Annotated in this window: 20 protein-coding genes and 1 pseudogene; 11 read left to right on the forward strand and 10 right to left on the reverse strand. The window is 53.6% G+C overall.

Features of this window, described 5'->3' with window-relative positions; genetic code table 11:
- Positions 1-269: 269 nt before the first annotated feature.
- Entirely contained in the window at positions 270-1,064 is a 795-nt protein-coding gene (locus Q363_RS15065) for a helix-turn-helix domain-containing protein (RefSeq protein ID WP_051978798.1), read from the forward strand.
- A gap of 34 nt (positions 1,065-1,098) precedes the next feature.
- Here Q363_RS15065 and Q363_RS15070 read toward each other — a convergent pair whose 3' ends face one another.
- From Q363_RS15070 to Q363_RS15080, 3 genes are read right to left on the reverse strand one after another with little or no spacing between them, the layout of a single operon-like run.
- Entirely contained in the window at positions 1,099-1,671 is a 573-nt protein-coding gene (locus Q363_RS15070; RefSeq protein WP_157466919.1) for a hypothetical protein, read from the reverse strand.
- Positions 1,668-2,441 carry a hypothetical protein gene (locus Q363_RS15075; protein WP_245632236.1) on the reverse strand — a complete coding sequence of 258 codons (774 nt, stop codon included), beginning with the start codon at positions 2,439-2,441 and terminating at the stop codon, positions 1,668-1,670. The genes Q363_RS15070 and Q363_RS15075 overlap by 4 nt, the downstream gene beginning before the upstream one ends.
- A 56-nt stretch (positions 2,442-2,497) precedes the next feature.
- The gene (locus tag Q363_RS15080; RefSeq protein ID WP_035351620.1) at positions 2,498-2,686 is read right to left on the reverse strand and encodes a hypothetical protein; all 189 of its coding nucleotides are present in this window, start codon (positions 2,684-2,686) and stop codon (positions 2,498-2,500) included.
- 239 nt (positions 2,687-2,925) lie between these two features.
- Here Q363_RS15080 and tnpA (Q363_RS15085) point away from each other — a divergent pair, with 239 nt between their 5' ends.
- From tnpA (Q363_RS15085) to Q363_RS15105, 5 genes are all read left to right on the forward strand, one after another.
- Complete coding sequence (gene tnpA / locus Q363_RS15085; RefSeq protein WP_035351621.1) at positions 2,926-3,252, forward strand: IS66 family insertion sequence element accessory protein TnpA; 327 nt, start codon at positions 2,926-2,928, stop codon at positions 3,250-3,252.
- Positions 3,249-3,662, forward strand: coding sequence for an IS66 family insertion sequence element accessory protein TnpB (gene tnpB, locus Q363_RS15090; RefSeq protein ID WP_245632237.1), 414 nt, complete (start codon positions 3,249-3,251; stop codon positions 3,660-3,662). The genes tnpA (Q363_RS15085) and tnpB (Q363_RS15090) overlap by 4 nt, the downstream gene beginning before the upstream one ends.
- A gap of 59 nt (positions 3,663-3,721) precedes the next feature.
- Complete coding sequence (gene tnpC, locus Q363_RS15095; protein WP_035351624.1) at positions 3,722-5,395, forward strand: IS66 family transposase; 1,674 nt, start codon at positions 3,722-3,724, stop codon at positions 5,393-5,395.
- Positions 5,396-6,069: 674 nt separating this feature from the next.
- A complete protein-coding gene (locus Q363_RS40535; RefSeq protein ID WP_157466921.1) occupies positions 6,070-7,224 on the forward strand; it encodes a hypothetical protein in 1,155 nt (384 codons plus the stop codon).
- A gap of 62 nt (positions 7,225-7,286) precedes the next feature.
- Positions 7,287-8,621: a carboxypeptidase-like regulatory domain-containing protein gene (locus Q363_RS15105; protein WP_035351629.1), complete on the forward strand. Its 1,335-nt coding sequence runs from the start codon at positions 7,287-7,289 to the stop codon at positions 8,619-8,621.
- Positions 8,622-8,633: 12 nt separating this feature from the next.
- On the opposite strand, the gene Q363_RS15110 is transcribed toward Q363_RS15105, so the two are convergent.
- Both Q363_RS15110 and Q363_RS15115 read right to left on the reverse strand, forming a co-directional pair.
- Entirely contained in the window at positions 8,634-11,639 is a 3,006-nt protein-coding gene (locus Q363_RS15110; protein ID WP_169746997.1) for an Ig-like domain repeat protein, read from the reverse strand.
- A 209-nt stretch (positions 11,640-11,848) separates the two neighbouring features.
- Positions 11,849-12,379, reverse strand: a complete 531-nt coding sequence (locus tag Q363_RS15115) for an outer membrane beta-barrel protein (RefSeq protein ID WP_035351633.1) — start codon at positions 12,377-12,379, stop codon at positions 11,849-11,851.
- Positions 12,380-13,886: 1,507 nt separating this feature from the next.
- On the opposite strand from Q363_RS15115, the gene Q363_RS15130 reads away from it, so the two are divergent.
- Both Q363_RS15130 and Q363_RS15135 read left to right on the forward strand, forming a co-directional pair.
- Entirely contained in the window at positions 13,887-16,898 is a 3,012-nt protein-coding gene (locus Q363_RS15130) for an RNA polymerase sigma factor (protein WP_157466923.1), read from the forward strand.
- Positions 16,899-16,954: 56 nt separating this feature from the next.
- Entirely contained in the window at positions 16,955-20,086 is a 3,132-nt protein-coding gene (locus tag Q363_RS15135; RefSeq protein WP_169746998.1) for a TonB-dependent receptor, read from the forward strand.
- A gap of 151 nt (positions 20,087-20,237) precedes the next feature.
- On the opposite strand, the gene Q363_RS46260 is transcribed toward Q363_RS15135, so the two are convergent.
- The 4 genes from Q363_RS46260 to tnpA (Q363_RS15150) all read right to left on the reverse strand — a co-directional run bounded on the left by Q363_RS46260 (position 20,238) and on the right by tnpA (Q363_RS15150) (position 22,294).
- Positions 20,238-20,462: an RES family NAD+ phosphorylase gene (locus Q363_RS46260; RefSeq protein ID WP_425387679.1), complete on the reverse strand. Its 225-nt coding sequence runs from the start codon at positions 20,460-20,462 to the stop codon at positions 20,238-20,240.
- 13 nt (positions 20,463-20,475) lie between these two features.
- Entirely contained in the window at positions 20,476-20,997 is a 522-nt protein-coding gene (locus Q363_RS45475; RefSeq protein ID WP_035351642.1) for an RES domain-containing protein, read from the reverse strand.
- Positions 20,998-21,767: 770 nt separating this feature from the next.
- On the reverse strand, positions 21,768-21,926 hold the full coding sequence (gene tnpB, locus Q363_RS38185; RefSeq protein WP_084080382.1) for an IS66 family insertion sequence element accessory protein TnpB: 159 nt from the start codon (positions 21,924-21,926) through the stop codon (positions 21,768-21,770).
- Complete coding sequence (tnpA, locus tag Q363_RS15150; protein ID WP_051978800.1) at positions 21,923-22,294, reverse strand: IS66-like element accessory protein TnpA; 372 nt, start codon at positions 22,292-22,294, stop codon at positions 21,923-21,925. The genes tnpB (Q363_RS38185) and tnpA (Q363_RS15150) overlap by 4 nt, the downstream gene beginning before the upstream one ends.
- 396 nt (positions 22,295-22,690) lie before the next feature.
- Between tnpA (Q363_RS15150) and Q363_RS40540 the strand changes: the two genes are divergently transcribed.
- Together Q363_RS40540 and Q363_RS15155 are read left to right on the forward strand one after the other, a co-directional pair.
- Positions 22,691-23,131, forward strand: coding sequence for a hypothetical protein (locus tag Q363_RS40540; protein ID WP_157466927.1), 441 nt, complete (start codon positions 22,691-22,693; stop codon positions 23,129-23,131).
- Between the two features lies 1 nt (position 23,132).
- Positions 23,133-24,191, forward strand: a complete 1,059-nt coding sequence (locus tag Q363_RS15155) for a hypothetical protein (protein WP_035351647.1) — start codon at positions 23,133-23,135, stop codon at positions 24,189-24,191.
- Between the two features lie 217 nt (positions 24,192-24,408).
- Here the strand turns inward: Q363_RS15155 and Q363_RS38190 are convergent.
- A pseudogene (locus tag Q363_RS38190) lies at positions 24,409-24,642 on the reverse strand (transposase domain-containing protein); the annotation flags it as partial.
- Between the two features lie 47 nt (positions 24,643-24,689).
- Here Q363_RS38190 and Q363_RS40545 point away from each other — a divergent pair.
- Positions 24,690-24,944, forward strand: a complete 255-nt coding sequence (locus tag Q363_RS40545) for a DUF5372 family protein (protein WP_281176000.1) — start codon at positions 24,690-24,692, stop codon at positions 24,942-24,944.
- Positions 24,945-24,960: the final 16 nt, after the last annotated feature.

A 24,960-nucleotide genomic window follows, 5' to 3' on the forward strand; every position in this document is an offset into this window, starting at 1 on the left:
CGGCTTATAAGAACAGGCACGCGCGAAACTCATCATGGCCAGGAGAACACGCCCCACAAAAAGGCGGATACATTGACGCAGACTGCTCTCGTCCATCCGCTTTCCTCTTGCAGTCGTGCGGCGGACCATAACATTGTCGTAATAACCAACGAATGTCGGAATGTTAGGATAGCTTTATTCGAAAATAACCCCATCCAGATTTTATTGAAAGATCAGTCCCGCAGCGGACGCTGTCGGGGTTGCGCTCCGAACCGTAGCGAGGAATTCGAATGGCCACGAATGGTTCTACTGCTGTCCTTACCCGTACTGGCACCACCTTGGTTTCAAGCGATGGAATTGGAACACAGCTTCGCGCCGCCCGGTTGAGATTGGAGTTGACGCTCCGTGAGGTTGAAGAGCGTAGCCTTCTTCTCGGTCAGCAATGGGGCAATCCCGCGTATCGCATATCCGCTAGCTGGCTCAATCGAGTCGAACGAGAAAAAGGAGGGCTTTCCGCAACCAAACTGATTGTGCTGTCCTATATCTATAATCTGACGCCGGATCAGATGCTTTCACTTTGCCCGAAGACAACAGACACGGCAGCTCAGCTCGTGCCGATCCCCAGCTCCAATGCTACGCTTCTGCTTCACGCAGGCCCGTTGGAAGACCACGCAAGGCTCTGGGTTCCAGACAAGCTGATCACTGAACCCCCGCCCGAAGAAACTACGCTCTTACCATCAAACGATGTAGTCCTGCCTTCTCACTTCCGCCGCGGAGTGATCGGACGCAGAGACAGGACGATGGAGCCGATGATTCTCCCTGGGGCAATTGTACTTGTAGATATCCAGAGGCGTGCCATCGTCGGCAGAAGAGAGTGGACGAACGAATTTGAACGTCCCATCTACTTTCTCTTTACCCGAAAGGGGTATCACTTTGGCTTTTGCGACCTCGACAGAAAGTCAGAATGGCTGACATTGGTCCCCCACGCGCTGTCGCCGGAGCCCAGGGACATGCGCTGGAGATATAGGAAAGAAGTGGAAGTCATCGGCACTATCGTGGGAGTCTTCACGCGCCGCGCTGCCTGAAGCTCGTAAGAGTAGACGGGATCGGGCGACGCAGCTAGATAACTCGTTGTAGCTCCGCAAGCTGGGGCAATCGGCACTGGTCATAAAGCGCAAGCACTCGCCGCGTCATCAAGTAGTAGGTCGCTATCGCCCGTTGACCATACTCTGCAAAGGCAGATTCGAGTGTGCCATTCTTCTCGGCCGCTCTGAGGCGCCCAAGGTGCCACTCGATCTCTCTCGCATTCGACCTCAGATCCTCGGCGACGGCAAGAGCTTCCGGGTACCATTGTTGAACGTAGAATGCCAGATCAATCAAGACTGCACAATTCTGCTCTAATACCTCGAGACCTTTCAATCCGCCGACAAGATTTGGAATATCCGAAGGATCGAGGTCCGAAGGATCTTCGGGAGACTTCCGCTCGCCTGACTCATCGACAAGATCCAGCGCAATCGTAGCGATGCTGTCGCTGTCTACGGAAGCCAGTCGCCGTAGCAGGTCTTCCCATCTACCGTACGGGTACTTTTTGGCGCGCCGCGCGCGCAGAAAGTAATAGCCCCCAATCGCAGCCATTGCGACGAGAAAAACCGCGACAACAATAAAGAAGTAGATACTGCGAGAGGTCATCATCTCTTGAGAGAGCGGAGCTTGCGAAGATCGTATGCCACAAGCCTTTGCAAAGTAAATAGCTGTTGGCGCATTTCGTCAGGGAGTTCTCTCGGAGCCGGAGGATCGCGCCAGAGTGTGACAATCCAGTACGTGGCGCAGATCAGGTAGGTTGTCATTCGTACGAATGTCAGCATGAGAGAAAGAGGTGTGCCACTACCTAGAACGCTATGTCCGGATTCTGTCAGTATCCCAACGAGAGAGTAGAAGCCAAGGCCCTGTGTGATTCTTGCGACATGGGTCTTCCATGGCAGTCTCGCAGTGACCGAGAACGCGATCATCCCCACGAACAGTTCGCACAGCAGAGCCGATGAAAATACATTGCCGCGATCCAAGATCGACTTGAGAAGCGTTTTCTCTGGAGGAGTGGGTAGACAGGCAAGGAGGCTCGCGACCAATACGCTGAAGGCGGCGACGACCGCGAAGCCTTTGCGGATATCCGGAGCCCATTTACCTGTCGGCGCGAACACATGCGACGCCAACTCATGGGTGACGCAGAGTTGTAGCGCAAGATCCAAAATGGCGAACCCAAAATAGGTGACACGATATGCGTTGCCAGACCCGTGGTAGCGAACCCGGTTAAGGACGATCGTTTTGACGATGTTGGTGACGATCAGCGCAGTGAAATACGGAAAGTCTTTTGCCCGAGCCCGCTTCCAGAGAACAAAGAACAGGATCAGATGTGCTACTAAGCCGGCCACCCAAAACATGTCTTGTATGGAGGCAAGAGGCAAAGCGAGTTTCCTTCCTTGGGCGGCCGGCGATTAGCTGGAAAGCACTTTAGGGTATTTTATGCCAGGCCGAGAATCGCAAGGACGATGCCGATGTAATCGGGCTCTGGATCTGTACCTGTGACGACGGACGGCGTGGAAGAAGGAGGCGGGGTGCTGGTGGACTGAGCCAGAGCCTTACCGGCCGGTGCGGCAGCGATTGTGAGCGTCAATGCGAGGGCGAGGTTGCGAGCTGACTGCTTGAACATCCTGAGTCTCCTTGTGCGCGCATGTGTGCGCTGCGACGGAGACTAAAGCGATTTTCCGAATCTTTACCGACTCATCGCGGCTGTTTCGAAAACGAAACGACGAACAGAAGACACTAAGAAAACCGCAAAGCTTGCTTTACTCAGGTAATTGGTGATCTGCTGAAACTTGGCTAGATTTTCCGTGAGCGCTACGCGAACCACATCTTGTGGATGGCAGATTGGTGCATGATTCTTGTGGTATGGGACAGCACAAGGAAGAAGATCTGGCGCGGTGGCGTGGTCTTGTATCGGAGCAGGTAGCCAGCGGCGCGAGTGTGGCTGCGTTCTGTCGTGATCGCGGATTACGTGAGTGGCAGTTGTACGAGTGGAAGAAACGTTTACGTTGCTCCGCTGCGGCGCCGTTTATCGCGGTGGAGGTAGCGTCCACGGAGGCGGCATCGGCACAGCCAGGGCCGATGTCAGGGCTTGAGATCCGGCATCGCCGTGTTTGGAGTGTGATTGTGGAGCCGGGCTTCGACGCAAATCACCTGCGTCGTTTGCTGGCGGTTCTGGAGATGACATCGTGATCGGTCTGCCGAGTCTGCAGGCGTTGGATGGTGCGCCGGGTCCACGGATCTGGCTGGCAGCGGAAGCCACCGACATGCGATGCGGCTTCGATCGCCTGGCCCAGCGGGTCCAGGCGGTGATCGGCGCGGACCCTCTCAGCGGTCACCTGTTTTTGTTCCGATCGCGCAGCGGCAACCGCTTGAAGATCCTGACTTGGGACCGCGACGGATACGTGCTGTGGTACAAGCGCCTTGAGATCGGAGTATTCAAGCTTCCTCGTGTTGCGCCTGGTGTTGGCTCGGTTGAGCTGCGTGCCAGCGAGTTGGCGATGTTGTTAGATGGCATCGACATGGCCAAGCTGAAGCGTGTACCGCGCTATGAACGACCGCCGAAGATCTGCGGAACCAAGCAAGAAAGTGTTGTCGCATAAGGCGACTTACAGCATGTTGATCACGTCTATCTCTTTGAGCGGTGGAGATAGATTCCAACTTGTTGCAGGTTCCAGAAGACAGCGCATCGCTGCGAGCGCTTGTGCAGCAACTACGGTTGGAGCGCGATCACGAAAAGCAGCGTGCTCAAGACCTGAAGCATCATGCCGACGAGCAGCAACGTCGCGCTGAGGAACATCAACGTCGTGTCGACGAGCAGACCGAGCAGTTGCAGGTTGAGCTGCTTCGCGTGAAGCTGGAGTTGGATCGTTACAAGAAGTGGTATTACGGCCCTCGCGCTGACTGGCTGCAGTCCGATCAAGACGTTGCGCAGATGTTGCTGAACTTCGCCGAGGAACTGGACTGCAAGCCTGTTCCCGCGGAAGATCCAGCTGCTGCGGCTGAGCCTGCCGAAGAGTTGCGTCGGGTGAAGCGCCGCAAGGGCCGGCGCAATCTGGCCAACTTCGAGAACCTTCCTGTGAGCACGCAGGTCTACGAGTTGAGCGAAGCGGAACGGGCTTGCCCTTGCTGCGGTCTGACGCGCAAGGAGATCGGCGCCGATGAAAGCTGGCAGGTGGAGTATCTGCCAGGCCACTTCGAACGCATCCAGCATGTGCGCAAGAAGTATGCCTGCACAAGCTGCGAGATGAACGGCGAAAACCCCGGCATCCAGGCGGCGAAGAAGCCGGAGACGGCCATCGACAAAGGCCTTGCCGGACCCGGCTTGTTGGCTTATATCGTAACCAGCAAATTTAGTGATTATCTCCCGTTGTACCGGCTTGAAGATATCTTCGCGCGGCAGGGCTTCGAGATCTCGCGGGCTACGCAGTCGGTGTGGTGCGGGGATGTGGCCGACTTCGTTGAGCCTCTCTATCGTCTGATGGCGGATCGGGTGCGCGCCTCGCATGTGGTGGCTACCGATGACACCATCATGCCCATGCAGAGCAAGGGTAAAGTTGCGAATGCGCGCATGTGGGTTTATGTTGGCGACGAGACTCAACCGTACAACGTCTTCGACTTCACCATGGATCGCGGCCGCGATGGACCAAAACGCTTCCTGAAAGATTACGGGCAGGTTCTGTTGGCGGATGGCTATGCTGGCTACAACGGTGTAGTGGTCGGCAACGCGATCACGCGCGCTGGATGTTGGGCGCATATGAAAAGAAAGATCATCGATGCGGAGAAGTCTGCTCCCGAGATCGCAAAGGAGGCGGTCGAGCGAGTGCGTGCGCTCTATGCTGTCGAGCGGCAGGGCAAGCATGCCTCCATCGCAGAGCGCCTGAAACTGCGTCGTGAGCAGTCAGCGCCGCTGCTGGCTGAGTTGCATGATCGGCTTCTTCAGTGGAAGAACCAGTTACTGCCCAGGCATCCCATGGCCGAGGCCATCAACTATGCTCTGGGGCAATGGAACGAATTGAACGCCTTCTCGACTGATGGTGCGGTGCCCATCGACAACAACGTATCCGAGCGCGAGATGAAGCGCATTGTGCTCAACCGCAAGAACTCGCTCTTCGTGGGCAACGCGCGGGGTGGAAGAACAGCCGCCATCCTGGCCAGCATAACCAGCACCTGCCGCCGCCTCGACATCGACCCGCAGCTCTATCTCACGCAGTTGCTGACCAACCTGCCAACGCTACCCTTCAGCCAACTGCCCCAGTGGCTGCCAGATCAGTGGAAGAGCCATCACGCCGCTCGACATGACTGCTTGCAAAAGCCTGCCCCGCAAACCCCATAAGACATGGGGTTCAGGCAGCGCTCACAGATTTTCCCTGGGTAGGTTTCGGATCAGCAACGGAAATGTAGAAATCATTGACGTGTTCTGCAATTGTCTCCCGGAAAGAGAGAAGCCTTGGTCCCGCGAAATAAGGAATGAATGGACGAGTTCCCACCGAGAGAAAATCCGGGCTCACTGAACGTGTGCTGGTGTCGAATCACATCAGACGCCATTGAAAGCAGCCGTTTCCAAAACGCAACAGAAGACGTCGTGGGCCTGTTGCGTATCAGAAATAAACACGGAGAGGCGTGATCCTTTGGAGGACGACGTAGAGGTGTCACGTATCTCGATCACAATCACGGTTCAGCCGTATAAACAGAGCCGATCCCGGTGACAGCCCATAATGGGAGTTCATTTCAGAACGTGGGTTTCTCGCTTTGCCCCGCTATCAACCTGAATCAGGTTGTTCGAATTCATTGATATTGTCCGAGGGGCATTCCATACTCCTCGTGCTGAGGAGAATGTCAAACCATATAACCGATCAGCACCCTTTGATGGAGTGATCTTTCGAAGGCATAAGAAGGTTCAGAGTCTGCGAAATTGGACACGGACTCCAGCGCAAATGTGTTTCATTTGCCGCTCTTTGCGATGCATCACTTTGGCTCTCTCAATCTTTTCAGGTTCCGAACAACCTGTTGTTGCTAGAAGCACATAAGGAAGAATTGTTTCTTTTTTATCTGTGTCTCTGGCTTTGTTTCTCTATCAGGTTTGCTAGGTTCAAATTTCTTTTTAACCGTCCTGATCTGCACAAGGAGAATGAAGTGAAGAATTCAGTCTTATGCCGACTTATTGCCTCGGTTTCTCTGCTACTCGGAGTTCCGGCCTTTGCCCAAACACTTACCTGGTCCACTCCACAGTCTCACGTTTTCTTCCCCGATGTGGGTGGAACCAGTGGACGAAATTCTGTTGCCGCTGCGGCGTACCAGGGTGGCATCTGGATCGCCTATACCTCCACCAGTAGCTGCACCGGCTCCGATTGCCCCATTGTCATAGCAAACAACGGAGGTGCTGGAGCGAGCACGGCTTTCAACGGTGGGACCAGAGTCAACACCTCTTTCTTCTTTCAGGGGTATGCCATTAGTAGCGATAACCCTGCATTGTTATCGGCAACAGTGAACGGTGTTCCGACACTCTTCTTGGCATTTCACACTTCACAAGGGGGCGAATATCTTGCCACAACCACAACCGTAGACGGCTCTAGTTGGAATGTCTACGTTATAGGGGTTCCCACAATCAGTCCAGTCTATTCGCCTTCTATGGCTCTCAGCCCCGATGGAAGTACGATCTACATCGGCTACATGGATGCAAGTTCAACTAAGCCCATTCTCTGCTCGGTGAACGCAGCGGATCGCAACTCCCAAAGCTGCCAGATACTCTCGGGGCTTCGTGGCATGAACTTCAATCCCGGACTCGCGTTCTTCCAAAACCAGCTGTACATGGGCTTTGAGGACCGTGGGGATAGCCACTGCCTGTACTTCGACCGAGGAGATCCTACTACGAACTCTTTTTCGCTTTGGAATCCGACTAACAATTGCCCAGAACAAACATCCTCAGCCCCATCGCTTGTGAATCACAACGGTCTTCTCTACACTGCATTTCGCACCAACGATTCCAGTCAGAAATTTACTGTTCGCGTGACGACGAATGGCATTGACTTTGCCTTCCGTCAACAACCCGGATGGTCGATCGACGGTCCTCCAGGATTGGTAGATCTGAACCTGGTCGGAGGCAGCGGAATCTTGGCCGTGTATTCGCGTTCGAACCTCCTATACACATCCATCGGGCAATAACGCCGATCTAGCCATTCAGGAGGCCCACGTCGTGGGCCTCCTGAACATTATGGAATTTCTTCATGTTCCCGAGGAATGTAGTCTGTGCCGTATTTCTGTTCTTTGCCTGTCTCCCACTTCATGCTTCCTCCGGAGGCACTGCCGTCATCAATGGATCCGTAACGAATGCCAGCAACGAACCGCTTACCGCAGAGATCAGCCTCTATCGTCTGACTGCCGTCGACGGCGAAATTCGTCCATCCGGCGAATGTTTCACAGGAATCAACGGCCAGGGATACTTCAGATGCGAGCACCTACCTGCAGGAACTTATGTTCTGGTTGTCACACCACATCAGTCGTTTCCTGTCAAACCATCTGCTTCGGCAAATCCATTAGGACCCGGTAAGCCAGAAGGTGCAAATACGGTTCCTCCACGCAACACGATCCCGCTTTTCACCATATTTCCAGTGCTGGGCTCCGGGCTGCAAGACTTAATCCATCTTCGTAACGGGCAAACTCAAACGGTTGATGTTCAGGTATCATCTGACACCATCTCTCCGTTGAAGGCTAAGCCTGCGCTTGGGTTCGCCACTGGACAAGTGCAGATTCTCGCGGTGGGCGAAGGATTCTCTCTTCCATTGAACATGCAGGCAACTACGGACCCCGAGGATGGAGACTACCTATGGGACGGTGTACCGCCAGGAACCTATAAGATCGTTGAGGACTGGACGGAGGATCAGGACAATGATCGCCGCTATGCCATCAAAGATGTCTCGGTTTCTCCGTCTACACCACGGGAAATTTCTCTTGTGGATGCCCGCACCTACTACGTCGCTGGGCAAATTGAAGAGACTGGGAAATCCTCTATGCCTGTATCCGGCATTGTGCTGAATACCACTGCTGGAGAGGGTATGAGACGCTATGTGGCTACTGCCCAGAAGAATGGTTCATTTGCTCTCAAGGACGTCTCGGAAGGCTCATATCGGGTGTCTATGCCCGCGAATGCCTCGGCCAAAATAAAACAAGTAGCACTTGCGGGGAAGGTGCTCTCAGATCCAGTGATCTCCGTCGGTGAGACAACTTCGTCACTCTCGCTTATCGTTACGGCTGTTCCTGCAAACGAAAGTGTTTCCGGGATATTGAAACTCGATGGCTCAGAGGCGAAGCCCGCCGTGGTTATCCGCTCGATCGATTCGCAAACGGCTGTTGTAGTTCCAGTGCGAACCGGAGGGTTCTTTCAGGTCGCTAGTTTGGCACCGGGTTTGTATCGAATCTACGGGTGGGCCGATATCTCCAAGGTTCCATACAACACGTCAGCTTTTCTCGCTCCGTACAAAGACCAATCAGTGGAAGTTGAGATTAACGAAGATTCTTCTGTCATGGGCGTTGAACTCCGCTGCATTCATGCGGAGCTGTGAGTAATATGGCTCTTATTGCGTTACAGTAAGCTGCAATGGAATGGAGTGCTTCAGGTTTCCTCCGTCGGTGCTTGTCCCCAAGACGCTGAGAGCGTAGTTGCCTGGTGCAGTCTTACCCGGCTGCTTGCCGGAACAGCCGGTCACCAAAAACGCCCCAACAGCGAACGCAATCGCAACTCCTATCAATCCCAGCATCCTTGCGTACCTTCGACGCTTCGCAATGAAGCCGAGCAAGGAGAACGCAGGCACCAAAAGAACAGTTCGGATGGCTCGCGACCCTCTTTCATTTGAAGGAGCTATGAACTGGCCTACTCTGTCACCGTAGCCGTAGACATTACTGGCATTTACGGATATGATGACCGTCTTCGCTCCATCGGCGAGAGATACGGAGCTACCGTCGGGAAAGACGCATAAAGCATAGTCCGGGAGCCCCTCGCAGCTAAGGTATACGCTTCCCTTGAAGCCTCCTATTGGAGTCACTGTAACGGAGATATTCGAGTAGTCCCCTGATGGCATGTTCAGGGACGTTTTCGAGAGGGTGAGAGAGAAATCGTAAGACTGTATAACCTCATTCACACCAGGCGATGTACTTCCGGCGAAGTAGGCAGTACTGCTCAGAACTGCTTGGAGGGTATGGCTTCCTACGCCCAGCGACGACGTGCTTAATGCCGCCGTTCCATTGGAACCGAGGTCCGCAGTACCTAGTATAGTAGCGCCATCGTAGAAGCTCACCGTTCCTACAGGGGTCATGCCGGCTACTGCAGACCTTGCTGCGGCGGTAAGAGTGACGGTTTGCCCGGTATTGGCAGGATTCGGTGTTGCGGTTAACGTGAGACTGGTGCCAATGAGAGCCACTGATTGCGAAATGACACCGCTGCTAGGGTTGAAATTGTTCGAGCCGTCATAATGCGCCGTAACAGTATGCGTGCCCAAACCGAGAGACGAACTGGCCAGAGCTGCAATCCCGCTTGCATTAAGAGCGACACTCCCAATCGCGTTCGCACCATCCTTGAAAACTACCTGCCCGGTCGGGATGGCAGTCCCATGGGCCGCACGCACTATTGCGGTAAACGCGACGACTTGCGTCAGGGCTGAGGGATTGGGAGTTGCGGAAAGTATGGTTATGGAGTCCGCGCCAACTACAGTTTCCTGAACAGCGGACGAGCTGCTCGGCTGAAAACGCGTATCGGCGGTGTAGTTCGCCACAATTTGATAGGTGCCTGCGCCAAGAGTCGTCGTTGTGGTGCTTGCCTGTCCACTGGCACTCAGGGTAGCTGTCGCAATGATGGTTCCCCCAGCAGTGAATGTGACCGAACCCGTTGGCGTTCCATAGGGCGATGCGACCTGACTGCTTAACGTAATAGGAGACAGCGCCGTCGCCGGATTCGGTGAGACGTTTAGCGAGGTGGTTGTTGGATCACCTGTAATCGTCTGGATAAGCACATCGGAGGTGTTGCTCTCGAAGTTGAAGTCTCCAGAGTATTGCGCGGTGATGTTATGTTGCCCGACGACGAGCAACGACGTGGTCAATGCCGCTGTGGCAGAGGAGTTGAGAGCTGCTGCGCCAATCGCCGTCGAGCCATCGTAGAACGTGATCGTCCCCGTCGGCACATTGCAGTTGCCCGTGACCTGAGCGGTGAAGATGATTATGCTGCCGCCAGGAGTCGGATTCGCGGAGCTCGAGATAGTGACTCGGGGATGCGGCCGCAATTCGTAGACGCCCATGTCGATCGTATTGCAGACTGTTCTGGCCTTGTTGTCGAGATCCGCGTTGGGAATTTCCGGGGCGTTGATATCCCCGGTAGCAACTGTAGGCGAGGTATCCTGCGCATGGAAATCACCGTTTGCAGGGTCGCGGAACTTCGGATCCGTGTAGATATTGCCGCTTCCCATATTGCACGGGAAGTGAGGAGCCCCTCCGGCAATGTAGCTGTCGTTATTCTGAATCGTGAGAGGGGAGCTAGACGCCTCCCGGTCGAGGCACATCAGACCGCCATTGAACGAGAGCAGATCGGGGGCCGGAGCGGGATTTGCAAAGATGTTGTTCTCGATGATCGAAGGGCCATAATTCCCGAGCAGCGATTGTCCGCCATAGATTATGTTGTTGGTCTCGATGAGTATCGGCCTTGGTGTAATCCCACCTCCAATCTGGAGCTGATCACCTATGTATTCTGTCTGAGCGTAATCGGGGGGTCTATTCCCGTAGATCAGGTTCTGCACCATAACCAACTTCTGTGCCACCTCGTACTGGGGAAGAACATAAATGCCGGGCTCGCCCTGGGCAATATTGTTACGGATGGTATTGTTTTTCAGTACTACCTTCCGAGCACTGTTGATATAGATTCCTGCTCCAATGCGCGGAGATTCACCTGCTATCTGCTCCCTAGTGATGTCATTGTTCTCGATCATATTTTCGACAATCTGTGGACTATCCGCGTTCACGAGGCTGACGCCTCTCCCCAGTCCAAAAACGCCTGTAAAGCGACCTCCGCAGGTCGTCACTCCGACGTTGCTATAGAAGTTTCCTCTGATGTTGTTGCTCTCGATTGTCGGGCTTGAGAGACCTTCAACATAGATGCCGTAGTTCGCGTTGTTGATGACCGCATTATTCGAGAGGGTCGGAGACGCAGCGTTTACATAGATACCACCACCTCGGGAGCAATCGTCGGGATTGATGTGCCCACCCTGAATCGTGAAACCATTCAATACCGAGCTTGACGCTTCGCCAGTCTCGAAGGCCACAACGGGCCCATCACCAGCTGCATTGATGATGGTCGCGGACGCGCTCGCAAAGGACGAGGCTCCGCTGGTGACGGTGATGGCCTTACCCTTGAAGTTGATGTTCTCGTTGTAAACGCCCGGCGCGACAAAGACAGTTTCGCCATTTTTCGCGAGATCGATGCCGCCCTGAATCGTCGTTGCGTCTCCGGGAACATGGATTGTGTTCTGCGCGAGGAGCGTACTAATTTTCAGCAGCGTAACCAGTGCAGTGAGAAGCAGGCGCTTAGTTTTCTTCATTCCGTCCATCTTTCTCATCCAGTTCTTAAATTTCATTCAGGCAGCCCACCTGCTAGTCGCAGCTAGCCCAACCTGAAGATCGGTAGACCGGTCATATATCGCGTCAATGACATTCGCGATACTGACATCCCGAATCTTCCGAAGAGACATCAGAATTTCTCCACTGCATGGCCTCTGCATAACTCTACTCCTGTCATATAAAGGTAGCTTCACAGACTCACCCCGAAGCTGAGGACGCGAGGCGTTAATCCGTTCGGTGGAAAGCTATGCCATTGTTGTAGCTCATAATCCGCTCGCAGATTCACGGAAGACGTCAGGTGATAGTCGGCTCCGAATCCGCCTCCCCATATCGTGTAGGCGAGATTAGCCACCGGCCCATCCCCCGAATGCCTCGGATCGGGAGGAAACTGAATGACGCCCCGCCCGACCATGAGCTTCGCATACGGAGCCAACGGCCCGAAGTGAAGGACATAACGGGGACCAATCTCGTAGGTCCGCTCGTAAATGTTTTCTTTTCCATCCGGATCGTTGAGTTGATGGAAGGATGCTTCGACGCCCCAGTGATAGCGCAAATCGAAGGTCGCGTATGCGCCAAAGCCGCGGAGCGTATTGTGGCCGTAGTCGGGACCGGCTAGATTGATAAGCCCCCAACTTGCAAATCTCCGGCCTTCGACGCGGTGAGTTTTGGCTTGAGCAAAAAGAAGGGTGCCGAAACTGAGAGTAGCGACGACAACACTCAAAGCAAGGAGAGCAACTCCTCCTAGCCGGTGCCAGATTATTGGACATCGCGACAGCTTGAACTTCAAAGAGAGCCTCCTGATTCAGGACGTGCGCTTCTGTTCCTCCCAAACTTGACCAGCGCGCCTCTTGAGGACGCTCAAGCAATCAACAAGCAGGAAAGGGATCGTCGCACGGAAACCGACAAGAAAGTCACCCCATTCGTGAGCACCGCGACGGTCAACTTATCGCGAGGTTGTGCGGTCGTGAATACCAATATTAGACTCTGGCTCCTGACCACTTAACCGCGGGGCTAGGATCATGTGAATGTAGGACCGTCCAAAGCTTGCGAAGAAACTCTGGGGCATGGGAAGCGACTATCTTCGTTTGGCTCACGATTGCAAAGCATTCCCTGCACAACGTGAGCATGTCTTGGTCATCTTTGGCATCAGGATTGATAGAATGAACTGCGACAGTCACCTCTCTTTCATCTCGATCACACCCGCGACACCGGTATCGATCTCTTCTAAGCACGCGACGTCGGCGATTCGAAGCCTCCCGTTGGTTCGCCCAGTCTCTCGGTTGTACATCGCTGTGTCTTGGCAGAGAAATAATGGAGATGGGGGTAAAGGTCAGAAACGACATACGAAATCTGCGTTGAGAGTAGCGAAAGCCAAATGCGAATTCCATGAGTGATCCTATTCAGTTGATTGTGGCAACGGGCAGAGTACGAGATCAGCTCTACTTATCGAGACGCGCCATCCGCACTGATTTTCGGCCCGCCGGAGGTGTAGGTCAGACCGACAACAGATTCGTTGGTCACGGTAAACATCCTTGTGACTGGGAGGTAACTTAGAGCAGAGGCGAATCGGGACTTATCGATCCGCGCGTAAAGCTCGAGGTCGGAGCTGATTGAGGAAGTCGCCGATGGGATAAAGGCAGTTCCATAGGAATAGTTTTCTGTGAAACGCGTATAGCCGACGTTTGCGTTGTAGCCCAACCATCGCCTCCCCTTCAGCAGGAGTACTGGGAACCTTCCACCAGCAGTTCACACGTTTTGAGACTTCTGCGTCGTGAAGAGACCGTTGCTATCCTGCTGTGAGGTGATGGGAGTACGTGCCTGGGTCAGTTGTCCGAAGATACCAACGGAGACATCAAGAGACAGCATTCCTCCTTTGCGTCTGCTGGGGGCTTGTGCGGCCGCGTTGTCCGTGTTTGCTTGGATCAGAACCAATAGAGTAAGTGCGACATACAGAAATGAGACAAGGCGGAATTGCAAGGTGGATAGACTCCTTTGAGACGTTCATCCATAAAGAGGAGTCCGGCAGCTCAATCTACCCTGACGAGACTGCATTTTTCGTAGTTCGACGTCACCTGGAGGAGGTGGATGCATCTAAATTATTGAATATAATGCGATTATCATTAAAGTCGAGATTTCCCTTGCAATGTTTTCTACCGGAAGCGCCTTTCGAAATTAAACTTAAAGAGATAGGGTAGATTTGCCTTCTTCAACCGCTCCTTTAGAGGTAGATGCGAAGAATTGAACCTCAGCGACGTAAACAGGCGCAGCCAGTAGACATAGAGTGTCTGCTCAAAGCCCGTTACAGCCAATTGCTGATCTGGGGGCAGAGTCTGACTCGTGGTGATGTCGGTAAGGCCCAGGATATCGTCCAGGAGCTTTGCCTTTATTTCACATTGAAGCGACCCGATCTCAGTGACGTTGAGAATGTGGAGGGTTATCTCTACACCTGCCTTCGACACATCTGCCTTTCTAATCTTGCTCGTGCGTCACGAGAAGCAAGTCACTTCATTAGCATTACTGACTTTGATTCTTTTGATTTCGCCATAACTTCCAAGCGGTCAGGAGATCCACTCGAACGTCAGAACGATCTCCGACGCATATGCAAGTTTTCCATCTGGCGAAAAGAGAAATCAAAGAGCGCCAGTTATTTCATTCTTCACTTCTTCCATGGGTACTCCCGAGGGGAGACGGCCGAACTGGCGCGTCTTCCTATCTCGGCCATTTACAACAAACTTAAGATTGCGCGCCTGGAGATCAAATCTCATCTTGAGGACTCTGGCAAACTTCGGATCGCGAACCGCGAGGTACCTCCTCCTGCGCCACGTTCGTGGACGCTGCTCTCTGCGCAGGATCTCTTCAAAGAACTGCGCGATGCGATCCTTGGTGCACGCCAGCGTGGATGCCTCCCGGAACAACAGCTACTTGCTTATTACGCTACCTGGCAATCGGAACCAATTCCGTGCCCTCTCCTCTCCCACATCGTGAGCTGCGAGCGATGCCTTGATCTCATCGATCACCACTTTCAACGGCCCAGATTGGTTGACCGCGAGCCTCTCGACAGCATCGGTTCCGCTGGGGACGCACCGCCGGCATCCGCGCCGAAAGTCGCACCCGAGATCCATGGCTTCGAATTGCTTAAGAGGCGCTGGAAACAGGTCTATGAGCATCGGCCAAATACGTTATCGATCGCCCACAACGGAAAGATCATTGCCTCGCATGATGTCGTCTCGTCTCGGAGCACCCTTTCAGCACGAATCGTCGATCCGGGGAGGGATCAATTCATCGAGGTTTTCAGTGAGCAAGATGTGCGGCTGGCGCTCTTAACGATAGAAGATGTGCCACCCGATGGACCAGTCAAGTTAGAAGAACGCATCCACCTGAGCGATTCGCGATGGCTCGAACTTCTTGTGACATTTGACGGCTTAGGGCTGCATAGCCAGGTCACATACTATGACGAAGCTCTCGCCTGGGATAGCGCGTTCGCGACTTCCGAGGAAACCGACGCGGAGTCTCTGAGTGCTGTTGCAATCCCCCACGTGATAACTGAAGTCCCGCCCCCGAAGGGCGTGCTCACAGTGTACGGCCGGATTGGCCGCGTTCTGCAAGCACTCACTCCAACGCCCGTAATGGCTTGGGCTCTCACGCTCATTCTGTTCGTTGGTGCGGCTGGCTATCTCCTGTTCCGCCACCAGAGCCGCCCGTTGGATGCCACCATGGTTCTCGACCGGTCAATCAAGGTCGAAACAGTGGCATCCCAGGGAACGACAGAGCACCAACTCCTGCGTGTCGAGGAAATACCTGCCAACGGAGAACCGAAGCAGCGTGGCACAATCGAGCTCTGGAAGGATGGCGATGGAAGCAGGTATATCCGTCGTCTTTACGACACAAGACATCGCCTCGTCGCAGCCAAATGGCATAACAAGAGCGGTACACATTTTCATATCGAGGAAAGACATAATAGATCGAATGATCAAAACGAACTTCTAGCATCCGATGTCTGGCAGCAGGAGCTCTCGGCGGTTGAATTCCGAAGGCTGGGCGGTCGGAAATCGTTTGTTGCTACAGCGAATGGATATGAATTGACAACAGTGTTCTCGGCTCAGGAAAGACCTCACCTCGCATCGGCAATACTCGTGCTCGATAAGAGCTTCCAGCCTCTCCAGCAGACATTAGAGGGACGTGGCAACAAACGAACACTTCGACTCCGCTTAACCCAGGTAAGTCTTGAGCGAACCTCTTCTACCTCAGTGCCTGATTCCGAGTTCGATCTAACCGATGCCACATCAGGCGCTCCAACCAGCCTCCGTTCCCCCTCTGAGCTGCACTCCACTGCGGAGCTCGACCGAATCGGAGCTCGGATTGCAGAGCTTCAGATAGCAACTCTCTACCAGCTATATGAGCTCGGCGCCGATATCGGTCAACCCATCGCAGTAGCAAGAACCAGCGATGGCCGCCTCCGTATATCCGGATCAGTGGAAGATCCTACTTTGAGACAGCAGATCGTGAGACGCTTGAAGAAGCTTGAGAACTCTGAGCTGCTTGATCTCCAACTAAACGCGTCGGCCAATGCTCCGAATCGTTACACAAACCAGGTGATGTCCAGTAACACGCATGTCTATGAGATCGGAGATGCCAAGCCTCTCATTGAACCGTCGCTACGTGCCTATCTTCTCTCCAAAAACATCCCAGAAGAGAAGCTGAATTCGACGATAGAGCAGTACTCACGGCATGTGCTCTGGTTATCGCAGCGGGGACTTCAGGATGCGTACGCTTTGCATCGTCTCGGAAGTGTCTTTTCCACCTCGGATATGAGTTCCCTCGATCTCGCGTCGCGGAGACGTTGGACAGAGATGGCAGATAGGCACTCGGCAGATCTCAACAGCGAGCTTCGCAGTCTTTCTGAACAACTTGTACTCATTGATCCTGAGTTTCACAATTCACCCTCGCCTCAGAGATCACCGATCGAGGATGGAGAGCAGTTCTTTCTGGTGACAGATGAGCTCCTCGGCCGAATGCAGGAAGTAAATCAAGTGCTTGGCATCTTGTTTACTGCAAATGCAACACCGGCAATTCAAGGTACACCGCACTCTCTGCTCGAAAGAGGATTGAGTGCAATGCCTTTGCATCAAGCAGGAGAGATTGATCGATTTGCCTCGAAGCTGAGGGCATCCGAGAGAGCTCAATCGAAGACTTTCACAGGAGATCAGAGCATCGGACATGCACCTGAGCAGCAACGATGAAGAAAAGGGTCAGAGCCATTGTTATCGTAATAAGCAGTATAAAGAATATTCGGTTCTTGCTTCTGTTTCTCACTCTGCGAGCCGTCGCTCAGGTAAGCACAGCGACCGTCGTCGGTACGGTTCAGGATTCTTCGAGTGCTGCGATTCCTGATGCGCAGCTCAAGCTCATCAACAACCAGACAGGTACCGAGAACGATTCGAAGACGGGCGGTGATGGCAGATTTGTACTGACGGGAATTCTGCCTGGCACTTATCGGCTTTGGATCCAGCGCACCGGCTTTGCAACAACACAGTTCAGCGGAATCACACTGAATATCGGTGATACCCGGAACTTTCTCGTCCGTCTCAAGATTGGCCCCGTGACGGAATCAGTCACTGTCGATGCAAGTGGCATAACTCCGAACACCAACGACGCTTCTATGACCACCGTGGTTGATCGTCGGTTTGTCAACACCGTTCCGTTGAACGGGCAGAGTTTTCAAGACCTGATCTCGATGACGCCAGGTATCGTCACTCTAAACCCTCAGGCAGCCGGACAGGGATCTGGAGAACCTGGAGACTTTAGCGTCAATGGTCAGAACCCAGGCGCGAATTCCTTCTACATTGACGGAATCTCGGCAAATCTGAGCCTCGGACCGTCCCGAACCGGTTCTGTCATTAGTAGCACTGGTTCATCTGCCGGATCGACTGCACTAGGAACAACGCAGAGTCTTGTGTCGGTAGACGCGTTGCAGGAACTTCGGGTGCTGACAGCCACATACTCCGCAGAGTATGGAAGGACACCCGGAGGACAGTTTACGTTCCTCACCCGCTCTGGAACGGAACGTTACCACGGAAGCATCTATACGACGTGGCGCGAAAATAAATTCGACGCACCCGATTGGTTTGCGAAACATATTGTGGGTCCGAGCCTATATCAGAGCTTCATCCAGAACGATTCCGGTGGCACATTTTCGAGTCCGTTTCGTCTTCCGAGGACGTCCTATGGACTCGACAAAACTTTCTTTTTTCTCTCCTTCGAACGACTCAACCTGACGCAGCAGCAGCCGACGGCTGTCTATTTCGTTCCTTCATACGCTGTCCGCCAAGAGGCCGTCTCCACAGCCCACTATTTTAACTACTTCTATGGTCCGACTGACTTTGAGGAACTTTCTACTCCAAATGGTCTTCCTAGCGGACTGGCTACAACAACCTATGCATATGATGCCCCGCTTCCTGCACATTTGAGCGCCTCCAATCTCCGTATCGACCACACGTTCACCCCCAAGTTATCAGCCTTCGCGCGCTACGGTGACACTCCTAGCAACAGTCGCCAAGATTCCGTACTATCTGTAGTCGCGACGGATCGGATTCGAACCCAGACTCTAACGCTTGGGATGAACTACCTGGCGTCTTCAAAGATCAATAACGAACTTCGCTTTGGATTTGCGCAGAGCAGAATGGGGACCGAGGCTGTTCCACAATCCTTCTTTTTCAGACTCAACGAGCCGACTTTCAATCAATCTCTCGGGCTGTCATCCGCGTGCCCTCAGGCAAGCGGGACAGTTGCTGTCGATGTGGTTGGGATCGGCAGCAGCGGCGTCTCATCTGATTGCGACAGCCGCTCGATCGAGCAATGGAACACCAGAGATACCTTTAGCGTCCAGGCAGGCAAACACCTGTTCAAGTTTGGATTTGATCAGAGGCATCTGACTTCTCGCATAGCACCACCTTCCCTTTCAGTCCGCGCTTACTTGTTTACGCGTCAGTCGATGATCGATGGGATCGCATCCAACGTAACCATTTCGAGAAATGAACCGGCACACCCTGTCCTCAACCAGTTTTCCACATTTGTTCAGGACGAATGGAAGCCAACTCATTCTCTTACTGTGTCACTTGGAATCCGCTCCGAAGCAAACTTTGCCCCGCACGGTGCCGACGGCCAGGATGCCTACACAGCCATTGGCGAGGTGACGCATCCTTCGACGCTATCGGTGGCATCACGAGGCACGCCGTTGTGGAAGGGATCGTGGTTCAACCTGGCCCCGCGTCTCGGAGTCGCATGGTTGGTGGACTCGCGTCCGGAGCGTGAGTTGGTCCTGCGAATCGGATCTGGAGTGTTCTTTGATACGGGAAATCGGCAGGCTTTACAAGCCTTTACGGAAGCAGGGTTCCATACGACAACAACTTTACAGAATGTGCCGCTTCCTCTGACGCCCGATCAACTGGACGCTAATACAGGCTCGAAGACTTCGTTTGCTCGATCGACTGCGTTCGCATTCCCTCGCCACCTCCAACTACCATACAGCCTCCAGTGGGATGTTGCGCTCGAGAAGGCGCTTGGCAGAAACCAGACGCTGACTCTCTCTTACATCGGGTCTCATGGAGCACGATTGCTCGAGCAACAACGGAGATATATCGCTCCGATAAACTCCCAATTCGGGAATATCTCATTCTTTCCGAACGGGATCACGTCAAACTATCAATCGCTCCAGACCAAGGTCCAGCGCTCCATCGCCCATGGCGTACAGGCCCTCGTCTCCTATACCTGGGCGCATGCACTGGACTATGGATCGACAGATCCAACATTTCCTCTCATATACGGAAACTCGGACTACGATGTCCGACATAACGTCGAGGGTGCAATTTCATGGGATCTTCCACGACCAAAACGAACAATCCACAGATATGTGATTGGCAGCTGGAGTCTCGAGGGCCGTCTGATCGCACGAACAGGTTTCCCTATCACTCTTCTTGGCAATCGTCTCCTCGATCCTGTTACGGACGACCGTTATTACAGCGGAGTCAACCTGGTTCCTCATAGACCGTTTTATATTGATGATCCACGGTATCCTGGCGGACGGATCTTAAACGGAGGTCAAAATGCCACAAGCCCCGCTTTTGTACTTCCGAACGGAAATAGTGCTGGAGATGCACCACGAAACATCGTTCGAGGCTTCGATGCTATTCAGACCAACATCGGCATCCGCAGAGAGATGCCGATGAACGATAAGATAACGTTTCAGCTCAAAGGGGAGGTATTCAATCTTCTCAATCATCCCAACTACGGCTACATCGACCCCGCTGTCACCGATCTACTGTTTGGACAGTCGACACGAATGCTGAACCAGAGCTTTGGCGGAAGTGGGGCGCTCTATCAACAGGGCGGACCGCGCTCCATCCAGTTAGGCTTCCGTTTGGTCTTCTAATAACATAAGCTCGATCCACAAAACTGCCAACCATCGCGCCGATCTTTCACGCTCCCTCTAATTTCCATCGCTTCCCGCAATACGCTCTTCTGGAGCGTTGGTAGTAACCGCCTCTGCCGCAAGAGTCTTCTTCTGGGCAAACCAAGTGTTGTCACGTTGTCCGAAGGTGTAGGCGACCTTCTCCGCCTCGTACACAGTAAAGTTGATTGATCGGATCAGCGTATTTTATGTCGAAGAGAACAATGTTGGTCCCTCCTTCGGCCAGAAGGCTCCTGTACGCCACGCCGTGCAATCCACCGTGGCGCAAGCGTTCGGAGATGATCTGCGTAGGGACATAGTTCAAGCCAGATTCATCTGGGTCATATGGGATCGACATTGCTTCGTTGATGTCACCCCACACCACGCTCTCGTATTCTTCCGGGCCCCCAGGGAACGGTTCCTGTCACGTCTGCATTGAATCCCTTGAAAGGCCACTTCTTTTTGTCAGGGGTGCAATCCGCAATCATGAGTTCGCGATTTGTTTGGAACTGCGAGATGGAGATTGATGCTCCGAGCCAGGGTCGTAGCTCACTGCCCGCCGTCGCCAGAGTCGTGGCGAGATAAAGGTATGCAATACCTCTAGGATTTGCGCGACCGTCTCTAACTACGGACGGAAGCGGCTTCATCCTGTCCTCGAAGAATGGAATCTCTTCTTCCATTTCTTCAGGATCACCTTTGTCACGAATTCGCCAATTGCTGCCGAGTTGCGCGCGCCACAGGATCGAGCCTGCCTGCAAGGGCGCGGTACGGGACGCAGATGTCTCGAAAACCACATCGAGGAAAGTCTCAACTTCCAGCTCATAGATAAATCGCCGATCGTGCTTTACTCTAGCGGCAAAGTGACTAAAGGCATCTGCGGATTCAAACGGCATCGTACACCTCTCCAGTTATTGGTATGGCTCCAGTATCCCCGACGCAGGACACCATTGGCGATCGGGCCACTAGCTGCCACTGCTGTAATGCAGTACGTTTCCAACTTGGAGCAACTTATTCGTAGCCGACGATCCGCCTCGTCATCTGTCCAGTAAGGCTTCGCTGCTTTAAGGACGGCTCGAAGAAGCTCGGCTGCGACTCGTGCTTCGCCTGCGACGCCAGAGAAAGTGTTGGTGAGAGCTGGTACTCTGCGAAACGGTTTGGGCATACCCCCATCATATTGATGGTTCCCTCGTCTTAGGGTTGCTGATGTGATTCACTGCGTATATGCGAGTGCACTTCCAAACCCACAAGCCCAATGAGCCGCTTTATTTCGGATTCGATCCGACACCGAACTTTGCGACCTTCTCATTGGTTGAGCCTCAGATTCTGTTCTTATCCAAAGGCCTCAGGCTTGTGTTTCGAGGTCAAGAGGCTGTGGTGCAGGGCGGCCCCGAGCTAGAGATTGCTCTAAAAATTGAGAGAAAATCTTCACTCAATGAAGACCATCGGCTTGCAGAACTGGCAGACCTCGCGGAGAGAACGGTGAACGCTGAGATTATGGCCATTCAGAATTCCATGCCCGAGATGGGAGCGATACAGCCTTTGCTGGCCGTGTTCAGGACAGAGGACAGGCTGATTTCTGCTGAAATGGTCGCGGAGGAGTTGCTGACGAAGATGCAGGCACTCCGCAGCACCGCCTTCCGCAAACTACGCCAGCTGTATGGGGTTAACGACCGCGCTTGCCTCGAAACACAAACACATGCCCCGAGTACGGTGCCTGCTCCAGCACCGTCTCGACCAGCATCGAGAGTCCTCGAAAGCCTCGGCGCAAGTCGGTGAACCCTGCGGCGATCCAGATGCGGGTACCTGTCTTGAGCTCGATCAACGCAGAAGGCTCCCCAGTACTGCCCGTACCAGTGTGGCATCAACGCCAGCCTCGACAATCACCAATGCTCGACCTGGAAGTTCAATGTGAATCGAGCCAGTGGATGGGGATGGCACAGAGGCAACGTCCGCCTCAGCGACGTTGCTGGGCTCTGCGGTAACCGTCACTGGTAGAAGCTGAGCTCGAGGTTGCCTGGCTGCCCATCCGGTGCCCTTGCGGTACTCATGTCGCCACTGAAAAACCTGGTTGGCGTTGACTCCGTGCTCTCGAGCCACCCGTGCAATCGATGTTCCCGGTACCAGCGTCGCCTCGACAATGCGGCGCTTCTCCTCAGCCGTGCGAAGAACACGCTTCGATGGGCCGCTCATACCAACTCCAATAGTCTCGCTCACAAGGCCATCGTCAACCGCATCATGCCATCTGTCTATACGGCAAGAACCGGACGCTCATGACCCGCAACGGAAGCTGCTACCGCTGCATGGAGTGCGGAAGCACAAGCGGTTGCAGCTAGAAGCACTGCCTTGGGAAGCGCGCTTCTGCTGACTCGCCACCTACTGCCCATATCTGCGAACCCGGAGGGCAGTAGGTGGTCTGCGGAATTAGATCTGGACGAATTCTTCGAAAAAAAAAGGGTCGCGGAAATCCTTGAAACTATTCGCCGTGTGTCCGGCTTATATCGACCGTGATCAGAGGAACCTCCTCTGTCAGGTTGACAATAACCGATACCGGGTTCACTCTCCCAGTTAGTTATAGGAGGTTAGAAGATGGCCTTTCAGAGTAGTTTCTTCCCCGTCGTTCTTCTCGCTATATCTTCCTCTTTGGCTTCTGCACAATATGGTTGCCCCCCTTACCCCTTTCAAAGGCAATGCGATCCCGGAGATGGAACTGTTTGTTCAAAAAACGTAATCCCTCCCGGTCCCAAAATATACCCTCAGGGTCCATATGAAGTTATTGGATACGATTTATGCTGCACCGTACCAATCCCCGTTGTAATCAACTACTACCCCATAGGTTGCTGGACTGCTGAACTTAAGACAAAAGAATCACAGCAAACTGTCTTCGCGCTGATACGAAGAGGAGAGGACATATTTGCTATGGATTGCAGTGAAGAACTTCGCCGTTTCACTGTTATTCGAGTCCCCTTCAAACAGAATACAGATCTTTTGGAACCTTCTATCCGTGTCGAGAAAATAGGAGGAATCTAGTATGCGTTCAGTTAGCATTGAGACGAAGCAAATACTCAGAATAGGCGCAATATTCTTAGGCTGCACCTTAATCGCACGATCGCAGCAGAGCGACATCGTGTTTCACCCGGACAGCGCCATTAATTTACAAGACTTTGGCCGAGTTCGCCTCGGTTATTACTCATGTAGATCAGACGGCACGTCGTACTTCACGACCGTGATCAATCCCAATCAGTCTGCTGACACCCATCTCGTGTCGGTCGGGACAAATGGTGTGGTAGTGATACTTGACACCACAATCCCTAGCCTGACGTCCAGCACAATCCTTTCCGACGCTCCCGACGATAACGGAGTTACCGTGCTCCTCGCGGGCGCACCGAGTAAGACTGCCGCACCCGAGTTGCGAGAAGCAAATACGTTTTTGGCACGCTACGACTTAGACGGGAACTTCGTATCAATCACTCCCCTACCAGCTAACTTCTTCTATCACAAGATAGCGAGGTACGGCGTCTTATTTCTTGCACTAAGAACGGACCCCTCTTCGGGCGCAATTTCATTGGCAGCAGTGAGTCCGCAAGGAAAACTAGTCAAGGTCATAAACACACCGCATGAACTCATCGGTATAGATGAGGGAACAACACTCAGTAAAGAACGAATTCCCGGAATCTCTAATACATCCCAGGCGTTTCAAATGGGGCTGGCGGCCTCCTCAATCCAACTCTCCTCTGTTGGAGATGCGGTGTATCTCATCAAGTCTGCACGAAATCACGAGGTCTACATCGTGCAGAAAGACGGCACTGTGCGAGTTGTACCGCTTAAGGTGCCAGAGGGAGTAGACCCGCGAGCAATATTCCCAGACCCGTCGTTAGGTCTTGTAACGATCGCTTACGGTCCGGGCGAGAGGGACTCGGCCTTGCTCCGGTTTGACAGCGCAACGGGAATCGTGTCAGGCCAGCTCAAAGTTACTGGTCTATCTCCTGTGAGTGTAATGTGTCGTCGAGACGACAAATTCTACGGAGTTCGTGTTAATCAGACCGGCCAGGCGCTTCTTGTCGGAGAGCTTCAACAATCACTCCCTTAAACCTCTACGTGGTGCAGGGTCGGCGGGTGGCCCATACATAAAGTCGAGCCAATAACCTTGGGTGCCCCACTCATGCGGCTTCATCGCATGAGTGGGATCATTCGAGCGAAGCTCGAACCCTAAGCCCCTTCCGCAATCCGAAATCCCTCTCCACCTCAGGCCCCAGTATCGCCAGCGCCTTCTTATAATCCTCACTCTCATACGCCGTAGGCGTGTTGATGGTGACGTTCCATGGCAACAACTCAGCGATCCGTGTGATGGGATGGTCGGCGATGCGTTCGAGCACGTGGTGGAGATAGATCTCCGGATCGAGGCCGTTGAGCTTGGCTGAGCCGAGCAGCGAGTAGATGGCGGCGGCGCGTTCTCCCCCGGCGTTGGATCCGGCGAAAAGATAGTTCTTGCGTCCCAGGGCGACGACGCGCAACGCGCGTTCGGCGGCGTTGTTGTCGAGCACCATCAACTACAGCTGATCCCAAGGATGAGAGTGGCTGGGTCACTATAACCCATCCTTTCCATCCGTTGCGCGGGACGCGCTATGAGCTCCTTGAGCGCCGTAAAAACTGGAGCGCGGATCGGGTGTTCTATTTCGACGGTAATGGAACACAGCGCTCTTTTGCGACCAATTTGACCGATGTGCTGCCTCCCGATGCCTTCCTGGAAGCGTCGGCGGGCCGCGCGCCGTTTCGCCTGGCCGATCTGCTGGAGCTTCGAGAACGGCTAGATCGTCATTCGGCCAAGAAGGCAGGGATTTGATCATGTGTAAAGGTAA

This window comes from Edaphobacter aggregans DSM 19364 (genome assembly GCF_000745965.1).
In the GTDB taxonomy this organism is placed as follows: domain Bacteria; phylum Acidobacteriota; class Terriglobia; order Terriglobales; family Acidobacteriaceae; genus Edaphobacter; species Edaphobacter aggregans.